This is a genomic window from Nonomuraea sp. B1E8 (assembly GCF_039871515.1).
Classification (GTDB): domain Bacteria; phylum Actinomycetota; class Actinomycetes; order Streptosporangiales; family Streptosporangiaceae; genus Nonomuraea.
In genome coordinates, this window is sequence record NZ_JBDPLS010000021.1 from 55,584 (window position 1) to 71,780 (window position 16,197).

Consider the following 16,197-nt stretch of genomic DNA (forward strand, 5'->3'; position numbering starts at 1 on the left):
AGTGGTCGGCCCAGTGGTCGGCCCAGTGATCGGCCCAGTGGGGCGGTGCGGTGTCGCCGGGGTCACGGGGGCGGTGTTCAGCGCGCTCGCGCAGTTCGCCCTGGTCGTGGTGGTGACGAGGGCGTTCACGGCGGCGGAGGCGGGGGCGTTCTTCACGGTGACCGCGCTGGCCCTGATGGCGGCCGGGATCGCCAAGCTGGACGCCGGGAACGGGCTGATCTACTTCATCGCCCGCGCTCGAACCTACGAGTACCGCGGCATTACGGGATATATCCGGGCGGCGCTCCTCCCCAGCGTGGTGGCGGCCTGCGCCGCGGGCGCGCTGCTGTACCCGCACCTCGGCCTGCCCGCCGCGGCGATCCCGCTCATCGTGGCGGGCGACGTCCTGCTGGCCGCCACCAGGGGGTTCGGGGCCATGCGGCCCACCGTGGTGCTGGACGGCGTGCTGGTGCCGGGGTGCCAGCTCGCCCTGGTGACCGCCGTGGCGCTGGCCGGGGCGGTGTGGTGGTTGCCGGTCGCGTGGGCGGCGCCGTACGCGCTGCTGCCGATCCTGGCCGCCACCATGTTGCGGGGACGGGCGCCGCGCACGCCGTACCTCTCGGGCACGGGCCGGGACCTGTGGCGCCACACCGCGCCCCGCTCGGTCGCGGGGGCGATCCAGGCGGTGTTCCAGCGGGTGGACATCGTGATCGTCGCCGCGCTCGGCGGGCCCGCGCAGGCCGCCGTCTACACTGCCGCCACCCGGTTCAAGGTGGTCGGGCAGCTCGCCAACCAAGGGCTGGCGCAGGCCGTACAGGCTCGGCTGGTGAGGGCGCTCGCCGAGGGCGAGCGGGCGCGCGCAGGGGAGCTCTACCAGACCGCCACGGCCTGGCTGGTGCTGATGACCTGGCCGGTCTGGCTGGGGTACGCGGCGCTGGCGCCCTGGCTGCTGCACCTGTTCGGCCCCTCCTACGGCCAGGCGGCGCCGGTGGCGCTCGTGCTGGCGGGGACGATGATGGTGGCCACGGCCTGCGGGATGGTCGACGTGGTGCTGACCGCCGCCGGGCACACCGGCGCGAGCCTGCTCAACCTGCTGGCCGCGATCGCCTGCACCGTGACCCTCGACCTGGCCCTGATCCCCTCGCACGGAGCGCTCGGAGCGGTCATCGGCTGGTCGGGCGGCGTCCTGGTGAAGAACCTGCTCCCCCTGTGGCAGCTCCACCGCCGCTACGGCCTGCACCCCTTCGGGCGCCACACCCTGACGGCGCTGCGCCTGCGCACATGGGCGGCCGCGTGACCCGAGTCCCCGTGCTGGTGACCGGCCTGCCGAGAAGCGGCACGAGCTGGACCGGCAAGATGCTCGCCGCCGGCGGCGACCTCGTCTACGTCAACGAGCCGCTCAACCCGCAACACCCGCCAGGACGCTGCCCGGGAGTGCTCAGGGCCGAGGTGACCCACCGGTTCCAGTACATCTGCGACGACAACGCCGCCACCTGGCTGCCCGCCTTCCGCGACACGGTCGCCCTGCGCTACCGCTGGCTGTCCGAACTGCGGGCCAACCACTCGCCGTACGACCTGGCCCGCCTCGTCCGTTACGGCACCGCGTTCACGTTCGGCCGGCTGGCGGGCCGGCGGGCGCTGCTGGACGACCCGTTCGCCGTGCTGAGCGCCGGATGGTTCGCCCGCCGCCTGGGGTGCCGGGTGATCGCGCTGGTGCGCGATCCGGTGGCGTTCGTGGCGAGCTGGCAGCGGCTGGGGTGGACCGTCCACTTCCACGAGCTGCTGGAGCAGCCGCTGCTCGTGCGCGACCACCCCGGCCTGCTGGAACTGCGCGCCCTGGTCGGCTCGCAGGACCGCATCGCCAAGGCCGCCGCGCTGTGGCGGGCCACCCGCGCGATCCTGGCCCGCACGCCGGGCATCCTCATCACATCGTACGAATCCCTGGCCGCCGACCCGCTCCCCCGCTTCCGCGACCTGTACGACCACGCCGGCCTGCCCTGGACGCCCGCCGCCGAACGCCGCATCCTGCGGGCCTGCACCGGCCCCTCATCGCCTGGCAAGGGATTCGCCTGGTCGGGCCTGTCACGCACGGCGTACCGGCCCATGGACTCCCGCCGGGCCCTGCGCGACGCGGCCCGCGGCCTCACCCCCGAGGACGTCGCACGCGTACGAGCCCTCACCTCCACCTGATGGGAGCTACCGGGCACCGGACCTGACCCGTGCGATGAGCGAGCCGCCCAGCAACCTGGCCGCGAACGGCAGGTCGTCGACCAGGTAGCGGCGCGCCAGCCGGCCGGGTTCGACGGCCAGCCGGAACGCCCATTCCAGCCCGGCCCGCCGCATCCACTCCGGAGCCCTGGCGACCGTCCCCGCGGCGAATCCGATCGCCGCCCCGCACCCGAGGAACCACGTCCCCGGCAGCTCGTGCCGCAGGTCGGCGATGAGCCGGTCCTGTCTCGGGAATCCCAGCCCGGCGAACACGAGCCGCGGCCGGGCGGCGACCACCCTCCGCAGGACGCGCTCCCTGCCCTCGGGGGTCGCGTCGAAGCCGTACGGCGGGCCGTGGGCACCGCATACCCGCAGTCGCGGAAAGCGGCCGGTGAGCTCGGTCGCGGCCCTGCGCGCGACACCGGGCGGGCCGCCGAGCAGGTAGACGGGCCAGCCGTGACGGGCGGCGCACCGGCTGAGCGACCAGATGAGGTCGGCTCCCGTGACGCGCTGGGGCAACGGGGTGCCCTGCAGCCTGGCCGCCCACACCAGCGGCATGCCGTCGGCCACGACGAGCTCCGCCGAGCACACCAGGTCGTGCAGCGCGGGATCGGCGAAGGCGGCTCTGCAGATGTCGACGTTCGGGGTGACGATCCGGCCGCCCTTTCCCGCCTCCAGCTCGCCTGCCACCCATGCGACCACCTCGTCCTCGGTGAGCGCGTCCACCTCGACCCCGCCCACCCGCACCCGCGCCGCGCGCCGCCCACCCGGGCCGAGGGCCTCCGCTCCGGGCACCACGGACGGCACCGGCCCCGCACAGAGCCGTGTCGCGAGAACAGGCACCGCCCGCCCGGAGGAAGGCGAAGGCCCGGCCGGGCCGGGGTCCCCTTGGGACGGGGCGCCCGGGACGATGGCCTGTAGCGGGGTGGTGGCATGGGCCGGGGTGGTGGCGTGCGCCGGAGCGGCGACGTGGGCCGGGGCGACGTGACCCGGAGCCGTGGCGTGGGCCGGGGTGGTGGGTGGAGTCAAATGCCGTGCCCCCTGTGGTGGAGCGCGGTGAGGACGGTGGGCGCGGAGACGAGACCGGCCGCCACGGCGAGCGCGATGGGCGCGCGCGGCTCGCCCGGCCGGGCCGCGAACGCGCGCAACGCCCAGCGGGCGGCCTCGCGGCGGTGCCCGAGCGCGGCGTGGCTGAAGGCGAGCTGGCCGTAGACCCGCGCCGCGCCACGGCGGTCCCCGGCGAGTTCGGGGTGGCGGGCGAGCATCCAGTCGAGCCCGGCGATGCGGTCGGCCCAGCGCGTGGCGTAGTGGGATCCGCCCCATCGCACCCGGACCAACGGGCGGTCGACCTGCACGATCGGCCGGCGCCTGGCGGCGCGCAGGGCGAGGTCCCAGTCTTCGTTCTGCCCGGCGGGGGCGCTCTCGTCCACCCACAACGAGCCGCGCTCGAACAGGAACGTCGACGAGTGCACCATCACCATCCGCGAACGGACCAGGTCGCCGGCCGTCACCGTCGAGGCTCCGGCGAGGCGGGTCACCCGGCGACCGGCGTATTCGACCTCGATGCCGCAGCTGGCGAACTCGCCGCCGTCGCGCAGCGCCCGCACCTGCGCGGCGAGCTTGCCGGGCAGCCACACGTCGTCGTCGTCGCAGAACGCGACGAGGTCGGTGTCGCACGCCGCGATCCCGGTGTTCCGCGCCCCGGGGAGCCCGGGGGTGAGCACGTTGGGCAGGACCCGCAGCCGTGGAGAGGCCACGCCGGCCACCTGCTCGGCGACGTCGCGGGCCGCGGCGGCCGGCTCGGCGTCAGGGGTGTCGGCCACCACGACCACCTGGAGCCCGCCGGGATGGTCTTGGGCGAGGACCGCCGCCACGGCCTCGCGCAGCTGGGCGGGGCGGTTGCCGCGGGTCGGGATCACCACGCCGACGGACGGGGTCATGCCGCGCTCCGATAGCCGTAGCGGGCTCTGAGCGGCCAGGTGAGAAGGTCGACGGCGCGCCGGTCGCGGCCCGCCAGCCCCGACACCCAGTCGTCGTCCCGCCGTAGCTCCACCCGCCCCACGTGGAAGCGCATCGGGTTGCCGGAAGCCGTGTGGGAAGGGCCGAGCCAGGCGGTCGAGCCGTCGATGAACGGCAGCTCCGCCGCGGCCAGGCCGAGGCCGTGGGCCAGCCGGGTGAGCGTGGCCACGGGCGCGGCCACGAGGTCTTCGTAGCGGACGCGGATCACCCGCGCCCCGCGCCCGGCGAGCAGCTCGAGCGCGGCGTTCTGGGCCGTCCAGTGGACGGCCGCCCTGGCGGGGCCCCAGCGGGTCATGGGACGCCCGTCCTCGGGGCGCTCGACGGTCCTGCCCCAGGAGTGGGCGACGGCGCGCGGGTCTCGGACCACGTGGACGATCGACACGTCCACGCCCGCGGCGACCAGGCAGCACGCCAGGGACGCGTGCTTGCTGGAGTCGATCACGACCGGCGCGCCCGCGGCGGAGTAGAGCGTTCGGTAGGCCTGCGCGTATTCGGCCAGGTCGGGATGCGCGATGCGCGGGATCCTGCGGGTGCGGTCGACCCGGCGCCGCAGCGCCAGGACCCTTCCGGCCACCGACGTGGTCCAGCCACCGAACGCCCGCTCACCGACCGCACGCCAGAAGGCGCAGGCCGGGAAGGCCGCACCGCACCCGCAGAGCTCCTGCGCGAGGACGCCCCTCTCCCAGAGGTGCACCACCTCTCCCAGCGCCACCACGCCGGGCAGCTCGCCCAGCAGCCTCTCCAGCAGCGTGGTGCCGCTACGGCCGAGGCCTCCCAGGTAGATGACCCGGGTAAGTGGGTGGTCGGTCACGGAAAAGGGCCTTCGCGTCGCCAACACGGAACGCGAAGACCCTAGCGCGGAGCGTAATCAGATGGTCACGGATTCGCCAAAAGATCTACCTCAGTGCGCGTCCATGACCATGCCGGCGGCGACCGTGCCGTTCGTGGCCTCGTCGACGAGGATGAAGCCGCCGGTCATCCGGTTGCGGGAGTAGTCGTCGACGAACAGCGGCTGGGTGACCCGCAGCGACACCCGCCCGATCTCGTTGAGGCCGAGCGACGTGGCCTCTTCGTCCCGGTGCAGCGTGTTGACGTCGAGCCGGTAGTGCAGGTCGCGCACCAGGGCGCGCGCCGTACGGGTGGTGTGCTTGATCGTCAGCTTGGTGCGGGGCGTCAGCTTGATGCCGTCGGCCATCCAGCAGATCATCGCCTCCAGCTCCTGCGCGACGTGCGGCTGGTTGTTGGGCCTGGCGATCATGTCGCCGCGCGAGATGTCGAGGTCGTCCTCGAAGCGCAGCGTCACCGACATGGGCGAGAACGCCTCCTCCACCGGACCGTCGAACGTGTCGATCGACGCGATCCGCGTGGTGAGGCCGGAGGGCAGGTGCATCACCTCGTCGCCCGGCTTGAGCACGCCGCCCGCCACCTGGCCGGCGTAGCCGCGGTAATCGTGGAAGGCGTGGTCGGTGGCCCGCTGCGGGCGGATCACATATTGGACGGGGAAGCGCACGTCGGTCAGGTTGCGGTCGGAGGCGATGTGCACGTTCTCCAGGTGGTGCAGCAGTGACGTGCCGAGATACCAGGGCATGTTCTCCGAGCGGGAGACCACGTTGTCGCCGTTGAGCGCGGAGATCGGGATGAAGGTGAGGTCGCCGACGTTCAGCTTGGACGCGAACGAGGTGAACTCCTCCCTGATCTCCTCGAACCGCTCCTGCGAGTAGTCGACCAGGTCCATCTTGTTGACGGCGAGCACCAGGTGCGGCACGCGCAGCAGCGAGGCCAGGAACGCGTGGCGCCGCGACTGCTCCAGCACCCCCTTGCGGGCGTCGATGAGGATGATCGCCAGGTCGGCCGTGGAGGCGCCGGTGACCATATTGCGGGTGTACTGGATGTGCCCGGGCGTGTCGGCGATGATGAACTTGCGGCGCGGCGTCGCGAAATAGCGGTAGGCCACGTCGATCGTGATGCCCTGCTCGCGCTCGGCCCGCAGCCCGTCGGTCAGCAGCGACAGGTCGGTGTATTCGGTGCCGCGGTCGCGCGAGGTGCGCTCGACGGCCTCGAGCTGGTCCTCGAAGATCGCCTTGGAGTCGTAGAGCAACCGTCCGATGAGGGTGGACTTGCCGTCGTCGACGCTCCCCGCAGTGGCAAAGCGAAGGATGTCCATCAGAAGTAGCCCTCTCTCTTCCTGTCCTCCATGGCGGCCTCGGACGATCGGTCGTCGGCCCTGGTGGCGCCGCGCTCGGTGATCCGGGTGGCCGCGATCTCCTCGATGATCTCCTCGACCGTGGTGGCCGTGGACTGCACGGCGCCCGTGCAGGTCATGTCGCCCACGGTGCGGTAGCGCACCACCGCTTCGTACAGTGGCTCGTCGTCGCCGCGCTGGACGACGTCGGCGTCGGGCAGCAACATGCCGTCGCGCTCGAACACCTTGCGAGTGTGGGCGAAATAGATGGAGGGGATCTCGATGCCCTCGCGCCTGATGTAGTCCCAGACGTCGAGCTCGGTCCAGTTGGACAGCGGGAAGACACGGATGTGCTCGCCCTTGCGGATGCGGGCGTTGTAGAGGTTCCACAGCTCGGGGCGCTGGTTCTTCGGGTCCCACTGGCCGAAGTCGTCGCGGAAGGAGAACACCCGCTCCTTGGCCCTGGCCTTCTCCTCGTCGCGCCTGGCTCCGCCGAACACGGCGTCGAACTCGTGCGCCTCGATCGCGTCGAGCAGCGTGGTGGTCTGCAGGCGGTTGCGCGAGGCGCGCCGGCCCGTCTGCTCGACGACCCTGCCCTGGTCGATCGACTCCTGCACGCTGGCCACGATCAGCCGCGCGCCGAGCTCGGCGGTGCGGCGGTCACGGAACTCGATGACCTCGTCGAAGTTGTGGCCGGTGTCGACGTGCATGAGCGGGAACGGGATGGGCGCGGGCCAGAACGCCTTCTCCGCGATGCGGAGCATGACGATCGAGTCCTTGCCTCCGGAGAAGAGCAGACAGGGGCGCTCGAACTCGGCGGCCACCTCACGCATGATGTGAATGGCCTCTGCCTCGAGCACGTCGAGCTGCGACGTCGTGTAGTCGCGCTGGAGCATGGAAGCTTCCTCCGGAGGTCAGCGGTGCAGGTCCCGGATCCCGGCCAGCAGAGATGCCGCCAGCTCGGGTAGGGAAACCAGGATATCGGGTAGGGACGGGTCGGCTTGGTTGTAGACCAGCTCGGAGCCGTCGATGCGGCTCGCGTGAACCCCTGCGGCCAGGGCGACGGCGACCGGCGCGGCGGAATCCCACTCGTACTGGCCCCCGGCGTGTACGTACGCCTCGACCTCGCCCGTGAGCACCGCCGAGATCTTCGCCCCCGCCGACCCGATCGGCACGAGATCGGCGCCGACCAGGTAGGCCAGCTTCTGGACGAACTCGGGCGGCCGGGTGCGGCTCACCGCGATGCGGAAACGCCCCTTCACGTGGGCGGGAGGCTTGGGCGGGTCGGCGGTCGTCAGCGTACGGCCCTGGGCGGGCAGCGCCACGGCGCCCGCGGTCAGCCTGCCGCGCTCCCACAACGCCACGTGCACGGCCCAGTCAGCCCGGCCCTCCTCTGTGTCCATGGTCGCGCTCCCCACGGCCCCTTCGTGGTCACGCAAGCTACCGCCTCCGGGGCCTGCTCGCCGCTCAGTGCCCATGGTCGCGCTCCCCACGGCCCCCTCGTGGTCACGCAAGCTACCGCCTCCGGGGCCTGCTCGCCGCTCAGTGCCCATGGTCGCGCTCCCCACGGCCCCTTCGTGGTCACGCAAGCTACCGCCTCCGGGGCCTGCTCGCCGCTCCGAGAACTCGCGGGTGCCGTCCAGGGGATCCACGATCCACACCCGGTCGGCGGTGAGGCGGCGCGGGTCGAGGCGCTCCTCGCGGGTGGCCTCCTCCGACAGCACGCAGTCGCTCGGCCGCAGCCTGGAAAGCGACTCCATCAGCAGGACGTGGGCGGCGCGATCGCCCTCGGCCCGCAGCGCGGCGGGGTCGTCGAACCCGGTGCGCTCGCGGACCCTCAGCAGCAGCTCGCCGGCCTCGGTGGCCAGGTCAGCGGCGAGGGCGTGATCGTCGCGAATCGTCATCAATAAGCTCCTTGCCCGCGGGCGACGGCCGACCAAGTCTTCCACAGGATCTGGAGGTCCAGAGTGAGGGACCAGTTCTCGACGTAACGCAGGTCTAGACGGACGGATTCCTCCCACGATAGGTCAGATCTACCATTGACCTGCCACAGCCCGGTCAGCCCAGGGCGTACGAGGAGTCTTCTGCGCACGTCGTCACCGTAGCGCGCCACCTCCTCGGGCAGCGGCGGGCGGGGGCCGACGAGCGACATGTGACCGCGTAGGACGTTGATGAGCTGGGGCAGCTCGTCGAGCGAGTGGCGGCGCATCAACACGCCGAGCGGCGTGACCCGCGGATCGTTGCGCATCTTGAACAGCAGCCCGTCGCGGTCGCTGACGAGGGTGATCTTCTGCCGTTCCGCGCCGCGCCGCATGGTGCGGAACTTCACGATGGTGAACAACTTCCCGCCCTTGCCGACCCGGGTCTGCCGGAACAGCGCGGGCCCCGGGCTCGTCACGCGGACGGCGATCGCCAGCACCACCAGCACGGGCGCCAGCAGCACGAGCAGCGCGGCCGCGACCAGCCGGTCGAAGACGTTCTTGACCAGTTGCCTGGCCCCGGTGAGCTCGGGATGCTCCACGTGCAGCAGCGGCAGCCCGGCGACGGGCCTGATCGTGGTGCGCGGGCCGGCGACGTCCATCAGCGCGGGAGCCACCACGAGCTCGGTGTGGGTGCGCTCCAGCCGCCAGGCCAGCCGCCGCAGCGCCTGGCCGTCCATCTCGGGGCAGGCCAGCACGGCCACGGTGTCGGCGGTGTACTGGCCGACCGCGATCGGCACGTCGCTGAAGTCGCCGGCGACCGGCACCTCGCCCACGTTGTCGCCGGCCCGTCCGCCGGGCAGGCAGGCCGCCACGACGTCCATGCCGTGGTGGCGTTCCCTGCGGAAGAGCCGCACCAGTTCGGCGATCGCGACCGGGTGGCCGACCGCGACCACCCGGCGCATGCACTCGCCCGCCGCCCTGCGCCGGTGCAACGAGCGCCGCAGGCCGTAGCGGAGCATCAGCGTGAAGAGGGTGACCAGGGGCAGCGCCAGCACGACGTAGCCGCGGGCGACGTCGGTCTTGGTCACGTAGGAGCCGATGGCGGTGCCCGCGGTCAGCGCCACGCCCGCCTGCAGGATCCTGCGGAACTCCTCGGAGCCGACGCCCAGCATGCGCGGCTCGTAGGCCCTGTTGAGCGCCACCGCGCAGCACCACACCACCGGCAGGGCCAGGCTGACCAGAAGGTACGGCAGCACGTAGGGGGTGAGCCCGCCGAACCTGATCGTGAAGGCGATCGTGGCCGCGGCGCCCGCCCCGCACAGGTCGGCCAGCACGGCGCGCAGCTGGTAGGAGCGCACCCAGGAGGGCACGCGCGGCCCGACCCCCCAGGAGACGGCATGACCGTTTCCGGCGACGGCCATGAGCCCTTCACCGCGCACACGCGCCTCCCCGGTGACCATTCCCGTACGGACAGTCACAGATCGTAGCGGCGGGGACGCGGAGGAACCGGCGAACGACTCTATGCGGCGATCAGCGAGGTGGGCCGGATATGTGCAGATCAGCCCGATGGAAGTCGTTCTGGGTGGCCTCAAGACCTCGGGCCATCAGTGACTCCACCACGTCGGCCGCCCGGTCGACGAGGAAGGGCAGGTCTTTGCGATCGGCGGTGGCGAAGTCTCTGAGCACGTAGGAGGCGGGGTCCATGCGGCCGGGCGGGCGCCCGATGCCGAACCGCACCCGCAGGTAGTCGCGGGTGCCGAGGACCTTGGTGATCGACTTGAGGCCGTTGTGGCCGTTGTCGCCGCCGCCCAGCTTCGCCCGCAGCGCGCCGTAGGGGACGTCGAGCTCGTCGTGGACGACGATCAGCCGGTCGACGCCGATCTTGTAGAAGTCGGAGAGCGCCTTGACGGGCCCGCCGGAGAGGTTCATGTAGGTCAGGGGCTTGGCGAGGATGGCCTCGCGGGTCTCGCAGACCTCGGCCCTGCTCTTGTGCGCCTTGAACCGCCCGCCGGCCCTGGAGGCCAGCTCGTCGAGCACCATGAAGCCCGCGTTGTGCCGGTTGCCCGCGTATTCGGGCCCTGGATTGCCCAGCCCGGCGATCAGCCAGCGATCCATGTGATCCCCTCATAGCGCAACGGAGCGGCTCGCGCGAAGCCGCCCCGTTGCCCGGATGACCTTATTCGGCGGCGGCCTCGGCGCTCTCGGGAGCCTCGGCGACCTCGCCCTCGGCGCCCTCCTCCGGAGCCTCGACCGGCTTGTTGATGACGTGGAGGACCACGGCGTCGGCGTCGGCGGACAGCGTGGTGCCCTCCGGGAGCGGGAGGTCGGAGGCGGTGATCACACTGCCGACCTCCAGCCCCTCGACGTCGACCTCGACGCCGGTCGGGATGTGCGTGGCCTCGGCCTCGACGGCGATGGAGACGAGCTGCTGGTCGAGCAGGCCGTCGGGGTGGACGTCGCCGACCGTGGTGACCGGGATCTCGACGGTGACCTTCTCGCCCCTCTTGACCAGGAGCAGGTCGACATGCTCGACGAAGCCCTTGATCGGGTCGCGCTGCACGCCCTTGGGCAGCGCCAGCTCGTCGACGCCGGGCCCTTCGAGGCGGATCAGCACGTTGGGCGTGCGGAGCGCGAGCAGCACCTCGTGGCCGGGCAGGGTCAGGTGCTGGGGGTCGGCGCCGTGCCCGTAGAGAACGGCGGGCACCTTGTCCGCGCGACGGATCTTGCGGGCGGCGCCCTTGCCGAACGCGGTGCGCTGCTCGGCGGCGATACGTACTTCAGACACGACATCTCCTAGGGATGCATCAACGTCGGATCGGTGAGCGCTCCCCCTCACCCGCCCTAGCGGAAGGCGTTACGAGCGCAACCCTCATAGTCTACCGGCTGGCCGGCCTCCGGCCGACCGGCCTTCATTCGCCTCGTGCGATCACGTGTCGCCCTCGAACAGGCTTGTGACGGAGCCGTCCTGGAAGATCTCGGTGATGGCGCGGGCGATGAGCGGCGCGATCGTCAGGACGGTCAGCTTGTCGAACCTGTTGGCCGCCGACAGCGGCAGGGTGTTGGTGACGATCACCTCGCTGATGCGGGAGTTCTTCAGCCGGTCGACCGCCGGCTCGGAGAAGACCGCGTGGGTGGCGGCGGCGATGACGTTGGTGGCGCCCTGCTCATAGAGGGCGTCGGCGGCCTTGCAGATCGTGCCCGCGGTGTCGATCATGTCGTCGATCAGCACACAGGTGCGGCCGCGCACGGTGCCGACGACTTCGTTGACCTTGACCGAGTTGGCCACGTCGAGGTCGCGCCGCTTGTGGATGAACGCCAGCGGCGTGCCGAGCGTGTCGGCCCAGCGCTCCGACAGGCGGACCCGGCCGGTGTCGGGCGAGACGATGGTGGTGTTGGCCAGGTCGAGTTTGTTCTTCAGGTAGTTTTCCAGCACCGGCATGGCGAACAGGTGGTCGACCGGGCCGTCGAAGAAACCCTGGATCTGCGAGGTGTGCAGGTCGATCGACATGAGGCGGTCGGCGCCGGCGGTCTTGAACAGGTCGGCCATCAGCCTGGCCGTGATGGGCTCGCGGCCGCGGCCCTTCTTGTCCTGGCGGGCGTAGCCGAAGAACGGCATGACCACGGTGATGCGCTTGGCGGAGGCCCGCTTCAGCGCGTCGACCATGATGAGCTGTTCCATGATCCACTGATTGATGGGCGCGGTGTGGCTCTGGATGACGAAGGCGTCACAGCCGCGTACGGACTCGAGGTAGCGGGCGTAGATCTCGCCGTTGGCGAAGTCGATGAGTTTGGTGGGTGTGAGCGAGACGCCGACGTGCTCGGCCACCTCTTCGGCCAGTTCGGGGTAGGCCCGGCCGGAGAAGAGCATGAGATTCTTCTCGCCCGGCTGCTTGATGCTGGTCATGAGACCCCCTTCGTCGCTCTCACGACCACGGTGCTGTGCTGCTCGATGACCTCGGCAAGCTCGGTCATGCTTCTTTCTCCTGATCCCGCTCGGCCAGCGCCCGCTGGGCGGCCGCGGCCGACTTGGTGCCCGCGCGCCTGCGCAGGACCCATTTCTCGATGTTGCGCTGCCGCGCTCGTGCCACGCCCATCGAGCCCGGCGGGACGTCGTCGATGATCACCGAGCCCGCCGCCGTGTAGGCGCCGTCGCCGACGGTCACGGGGGCGACGAGCATGGTGTCGCAGCCGACGAACGCGCCGTCGCGCACGGTGGTGTGGTGCTTGTCGACCCCGTCGTAGTTGACGAAGACGGTGGAGGCGCCGATGTTGACGTCGTCGCCGATCGTGGCGTCACCGGCGTAGGACAGGTGCGGCACCTTGGAGCGCTCGCCGACCTTGGTGTTCTTCATCTCGACGAACGTGCCGGCCTTCGATCTGCGGCCGATCACCGTGCCGGGGCGGAGGTAGGCGTAGGGGCCGACGTTGGCCTCCGGCCCGATGTCGGCGTGGTCGCAGACCGCGTTGCGGACGGTCGCGCCCGCCCCGACCCGGGTGCTGGTGAGCGTGGTGGCGGGGCCGATCTCGGCGCCCGCCTCGATGACGGTGTCGCCGTGGAGCTGGGTGCCCGGGTGGATCACCGCGTCGGGCGCGATGCGCACGCTCACGTCGACCCAGGTGCCGGCCGGGTCGATGATCGTGACGCCGGCGCGCATGTGGGCCTCCAGCAGCCGCCGGTTGAGCACCTGGCGGGCGGCGGCCAACTGGACGCGGTCGTTGACGCCCTCGACCTCGACGAAGTCGCCGGCCACGCACGCGCCGACCCGGTGGCCGTCGCCGCGCAGGATGGCCAGCACGTCGGTGAGGTATTCCTCGCCCTGGGCGTTGTCGGCGGACACCCGCTTGACGGCGTCGGCCAGCAGCTCGCCGTCGAAGGCGTAGATGCCGGAGTTCATCTCCTTGATGGCGCGCTGCCCGGCGTCGGCGTCCTTCTCCTCGACGATCTCCAGCACGGCGCCGGAATCATCGCGGATGATCCGCCCGTAGCCGGTCGGGTCGGGCACCTCGGCCGTCAGCACGGTGACCGCGTTGCCGTCGGCGTCGTGCCGTTCGAGCAGCGTGGCGAGGGTCTGGGGGCGCAGCAGCGGCACGTCACCGTAGGTGACCAGGACCGTGCCGGAGATCGTGCCGACCTCTTCGAGGACGGTGCGCACGGCGTGGCCGGTGCCACGCTGCTCGTTCTGGACGACGGCGCGCGCGTCGGGGCTGGTCGCCGCCAGATGGTCGCGCATGCGTTCGAGCGCGTGGCCGATCACCACGATGAGCCGCTCGGGGCCGAGGTCGCGGGCGGCGGCGAGCATGTGGTCGAGCAGCGCGCGGCCGCACAGCTCGTGCAGGACTTTCGGGGTCTGGCTTTTCATCCGGGTGCCCTCGCCCGCGGCGAGGACGATGACGGCTGCCGGGCGCGGCACACTCACGGACTGAGGCTCCCTGTGGCTGGACGGATCAGGGTTGTACGGTGCGGCTACCGCACCGACACCCTCCCGACACCGTGAGGATACCTGGCCTCAGCCGGGACGCTCAGCGGGGGGATCACCTCTAAGCTCCCGGAAGAGGACTCGAACCCCTACAAAGTGGACCAAAACCACTTGTCCTGCCGATTAGACGATCCGGGACAGATCGGACACGTGGCTGTCCGACACATCCCTACGATACCGAGCCCGCACGTGCGCGCGCGCCCGTAATTACGCCTCGGCTCCGCGTGGCGGGTGATCCGCCCAGGTGAGAGCGACGATACGGATACGCCCCACCCTTAACAGACCAGCCAAAAAGTCGCAAGGCATGAACCCCACCCACCTGGCCCGGCGGATCTTCACCTTCGCCATATTCCCGGCTTAGGTCTTCCTAACTTACGCTGGCGTAGGTTACGGTTGCGTAGCCGGACAATCGTCCCCATACAGGCACTTGGAGGTCGCCCATGACCGTTACCACCGAACGTTCCACCCCTGCCCCGAAGCCGGACTTCGAACCGGAACCACGCTCGAAGACCGAACTCGTCACCTTCGCCCTCGTCGTCGGGCTCCCCCTCGTCGCGATCGCGGCGGCCGTACCGCTGGCGTGGGGATGGGGCCTCGGATGGACGGACGTCATCATCGCCCTCGTCTTCTACGTCGTCTCGGGGCTCGGCGTCACCGTCGGCCTGCACCGCTACTTCACGCACGGATCGTTCAAGGCCAAGCGGCCACTCAAGATCGCGATGGGCGTCGCCGGCAGCCTGTCGCTGGAGATGTCGGTGCTCGACTGGGTGGCCACCCACCGCAAGCACCACAAGTTCTCCGATAAGGAGGGCGACCCGCACTCGCCGTGGCGCTTCGGCCCCGGCTTCAAGAACATGAGCAAGGGCCTGCTCTACGCCCACATGGGCTGGCTGTTCGAGAGCGAGCGTGTGAACAGGGAGAAGTACGCCCCCGACCTGTGCAAGGACCCCGACGTCATCAAGCTGCACAAGTGGTTCGGCCCGCTGGCCCTCGTCTCGATCCTCTTGCCCGGCCTGCTCGGCCTGCTCATCACCTGGTCCTGGCAGGGCGCGCTGACCGCGCTGTTCTGGGGCTCGCTCGTCCGCATCGGCCTGCTGCACCACGTGACCTGGTCCATCAACTCCATCTGCCACGTCTTCGGCGACGAGGACTTCCAGGTGCGTGACAAGTCGCGCAACGTGTGGTGGCTGGCCATCCCGTCCTTCGGCGAGTCGTGGCACAACCTGCACCACTCCGACCCGACCTGCGCCAGGCACGGCGCGCTCAAGGGCCAGATCGACCTGAGCGCCGGCCTCATCCGCATCTTCGAGCGGCTGGGCTGGGCATACGACGTTCGCTGGCCCACTCCGGAGCGGCTGGCGGCGAAACGCATTGCCTGACGCCGAACAGCCGACGGGCGGCCACACTGCCGTGGCCGTCATTATGGAGACCGTGACGGAACCCCGATCCCGCAGGCGCATGTCCGGTAGCGAGCGAAGAGAGCAGCTGGTCCGCATCAGCCGCACGCTCTTCGCGGAGAAGGGGTTCGACGGGACCTCCATCGAAGAGATCGCCGCCACCGCACAGGTGTCCAAACCCGTGGTCTACGAACATTTCGGCGGCAAGGAAGGCGTCTACGCCGTCGTGGTCGACCGCGAGATGCAGAAGCTGCTCGGCATGATCACTGAAGCCCTCGCCGCCTCCCACTCCCTCATCAAGCTGGAGCGGGCCGCACTGGCCCTGCTGCAGTACATCGAGGAGAGCAGCGAGGGCTTCCGCATTCTGGTGCGCGACTCCCACGCCGCATCGGGCACGGGCACGTTCGCGAGCCTCATCAGCGAGATCGCCAGCCAGGTGGAGGACGTCCTCGCCGACGAGTTCGCCGGCCGCGGCTACGAGCCCAAGCTCGCGCCGATGTACGCGCAGATGCTGGTCGGCATGGTGGCGCTGACCGGGCAGTGGTGGCTCGACGTACGCAAGCCGGGGCGCGAGGAGGTGGCCGCCCATCTGGTCAACCTGGCATGGAACGGTCTTACGGGGCTCAACCCCAACCCGGTCATCAGCCTCACGACCCGCCAGCTGGCCCCGCCGGTCAAGGCGCGCGCCAGCGAAAAGGAGCTGCGCGAGCTGGAGAAGGCGCGCGAGAAGGAGCTCAAAGAGGCCGAGAAGCTGCGCCAGCGCGAGCTGAAAGAGGCCGAGAAGGCCAGGGTGCGCGAGTTGAAGGAGCGCGAGCGGCTGTTGAAGGAGGCCGAGAAGGCCCGCGAGCGGGAGGAGAAGATCCGCCAGCGGGAGGCCCGCCTGGCCGAGCGGGCGGCGCGTCTCGGTCAGGCCGATCACCCGGAGTGACCTCTTGAACATGCAGGTCATCACGGGTGACGATGGGGTCGAGCAGGGCTGACCGACAAGAGTGAGCCGTTGCGACGACGTTAAC

15 protein-coding genes and 1 tRNA gene are annotated in these 16,197 nt (G+C 70.8%); 4 read left to right on the plus strand and 12 right to left on the minus strand.

The genetic code is table 11. From position 1 onward, the window contains the following. Positions 1-25: 25 nt before the first annotated feature. Both ABGA98_RS42355 and ABGA98_RS42360 read left to right on the plus strand, forming a co-directional pair. Positions 26-1,276, plus strand: a complete 1,251-nt coding sequence (locus ABGA98_RS42355) for a polysaccharide biosynthesis C-terminal domain-containing protein (protein ID WP_347624132.1) — start codon at positions 26-28, stop codon at positions 1,274-1,276. Continuing rightward, positions 1,273-2,169 (plus strand): sulfotransferase, encoded by an 897-nt coding sequence (locus tag ABGA98_RS42360; protein WP_347624133.1) that lies wholly within the window; start codon positions 1,273-1,275, stop codon positions 2,167-2,169. Before ABGA98_RS42355 ends, ABGA98_RS42360 begins: the two co-directional genes overlap by 4 nt. 6 nt (positions 2,170-2,175) lie before the next feature. Here the strand turns inward: ABGA98_RS42360 and ABGA98_RS42365 are convergent, their stop codons facing one another. From ABGA98_RS42365 to ABGA98_RS42420, 12 genes are all read right to left on the minus strand, one after another. Continuing rightward, a complete protein-coding gene (locus ABGA98_RS42365) occupies positions 2,176-2,985 on the minus strand; it encodes a WecB/TagA/CpsF family glycosyltransferase (RefSeq protein WP_347624134.1) in 810 nt (269 codons plus the stop codon). A 227-nt stretch (positions 2,986-3,212) separates the two neighbouring features. Further along, positions 3,213-4,127, minus strand: a complete 915-nt coding sequence (locus ABGA98_RS42370; RefSeq protein ID WP_347624135.1) for a glycosyltransferase family 2 protein — start codon at positions 4,125-4,127, stop codon at positions 3,213-3,215. Next, positions 4,124-5,017 carry a sulfotransferase gene (locus ABGA98_RS42375; RefSeq protein ID WP_347624136.1) on the minus strand — a complete coding sequence of 298 codons (894 nt, stop codon included), beginning with the start codon at positions 5,015-5,017 and terminating at the stop codon, positions 4,124-4,126. The genes ABGA98_RS42370 and ABGA98_RS42375 overlap by 4 nt, the downstream gene beginning before the upstream one ends. 90 nt (positions 5,018-5,107) lie before the next feature. Next, positions 5,108-6,370: a sulfate adenylyltransferase subunit CysN gene (gene cysN / locus ABGA98_RS42380; RefSeq protein ID WP_347624137.1), complete on the minus strand. Its 1,263-nt coding sequence runs from the start codon at positions 6,368-6,370 to the stop codon at positions 5,108-5,110. Beyond that, a complete protein-coding gene (gene cysD / locus ABGA98_RS42385) occupies positions 6,370-7,284 on the minus strand; it encodes a sulfate adenylyltransferase subunit CysD (protein ID WP_347624138.1) in 915 nt (304 codons plus the stop codon). Before cysD ends, cysN begins: the two co-directional genes overlap by 1 nt. Positions 7,285-7,302: 18 nt before the next feature. Continuing rightward, positions 7,303-8,292 carry an inositol monophosphatase family protein gene (locus tag ABGA98_RS42390; RefSeq protein WP_347624139.1) on the minus strand — a complete coding sequence of 330 codons (990 nt, stop codon included), beginning with the start codon at positions 8,290-8,292 and terminating at the stop codon, positions 7,303-7,305. After that, positions 8,292-9,731, minus strand: a complete 1,440-nt coding sequence (locus tag ABGA98_RS42395; RefSeq protein ID WP_347624191.1) for a sugar transferase — start codon at positions 9,729-9,731, stop codon at positions 8,292-8,294. The genes ABGA98_RS42390 and ABGA98_RS42395 overlap by 1 nt, the downstream gene beginning before the upstream one ends. Positions 9,732-9,840: 109 nt before the next feature. Continuing rightward, positions 9,841-10,425, minus strand: a complete 585-nt coding sequence (pth, locus tag ABGA98_RS42400; protein WP_347624140.1) for an aminoacyl-tRNA hydrolase — start codon at positions 10,423-10,425, stop codon at positions 9,841-9,843. A 61-nt stretch (positions 10,426-10,486) separates the two neighbouring features. Then, positions 10,487-11,095, minus strand: coding sequence for a 50S ribosomal protein L25/general stress protein Ctc (locus tag ABGA98_RS42405; protein WP_347624141.1), 609 nt, complete (start codon positions 11,093-11,095; stop codon positions 10,487-10,489). A gap of 141 nt (positions 11,096-11,236) precedes the next feature. Then, positions 11,237-12,214 (minus strand): ribose-phosphate diphosphokinase, encoded by a 978-nt coding sequence (locus tag ABGA98_RS42410; protein ID WP_347624142.1) that lies wholly within the window; start codon positions 12,212-12,214, stop codon positions 11,237-11,239. Between the two features lie 64 nt (positions 12,215-12,278). Then, a complete protein-coding gene (gene glmU, locus ABGA98_RS42415) occupies positions 12,279-13,727 on the minus strand; it encodes a bifunctional UDP-N-acetylglucosamine diphosphorylase/glucosamine-1-phosphate N-acetyltransferase GlmU (RefSeq protein ID WP_347624143.1) in 1,449 nt (482 codons plus the stop codon). A gap of 126 nt (positions 13,728-13,853) precedes the next feature. Next, positions 13,854-13,925 (minus strand) — tRNA-Gln (locus tag ABGA98_RS42420). Between the two features lie 302 nt (positions 13,926-14,227). On the opposite strand from ABGA98_RS42420, the gene ABGA98_RS42425 reads away from it, so the two are divergent. Together ABGA98_RS42425 and ABGA98_RS42430 are read left to right on the plus strand one after the other, a co-directional pair. Then, positions 14,228-15,166, plus strand: a complete 939-nt coding sequence (locus ABGA98_RS42425) for an acyl-CoA desaturase (RefSeq protein ID WP_347624144.1) — start codon at positions 14,228-14,230, stop codon at positions 15,164-15,166. A gap of 79 nt (positions 15,167-15,245) precedes the next feature. Further along, positions 15,246-16,112: a TetR/AcrR family transcriptional regulator gene (locus ABGA98_RS42430; RefSeq protein WP_347624192.1), complete on the plus strand. Its 867-nt coding sequence runs from the start codon at positions 15,246-15,248 to the stop codon at positions 16,110-16,112. Positions 16,113-16,197 lie beyond the last annotated feature (85 nt).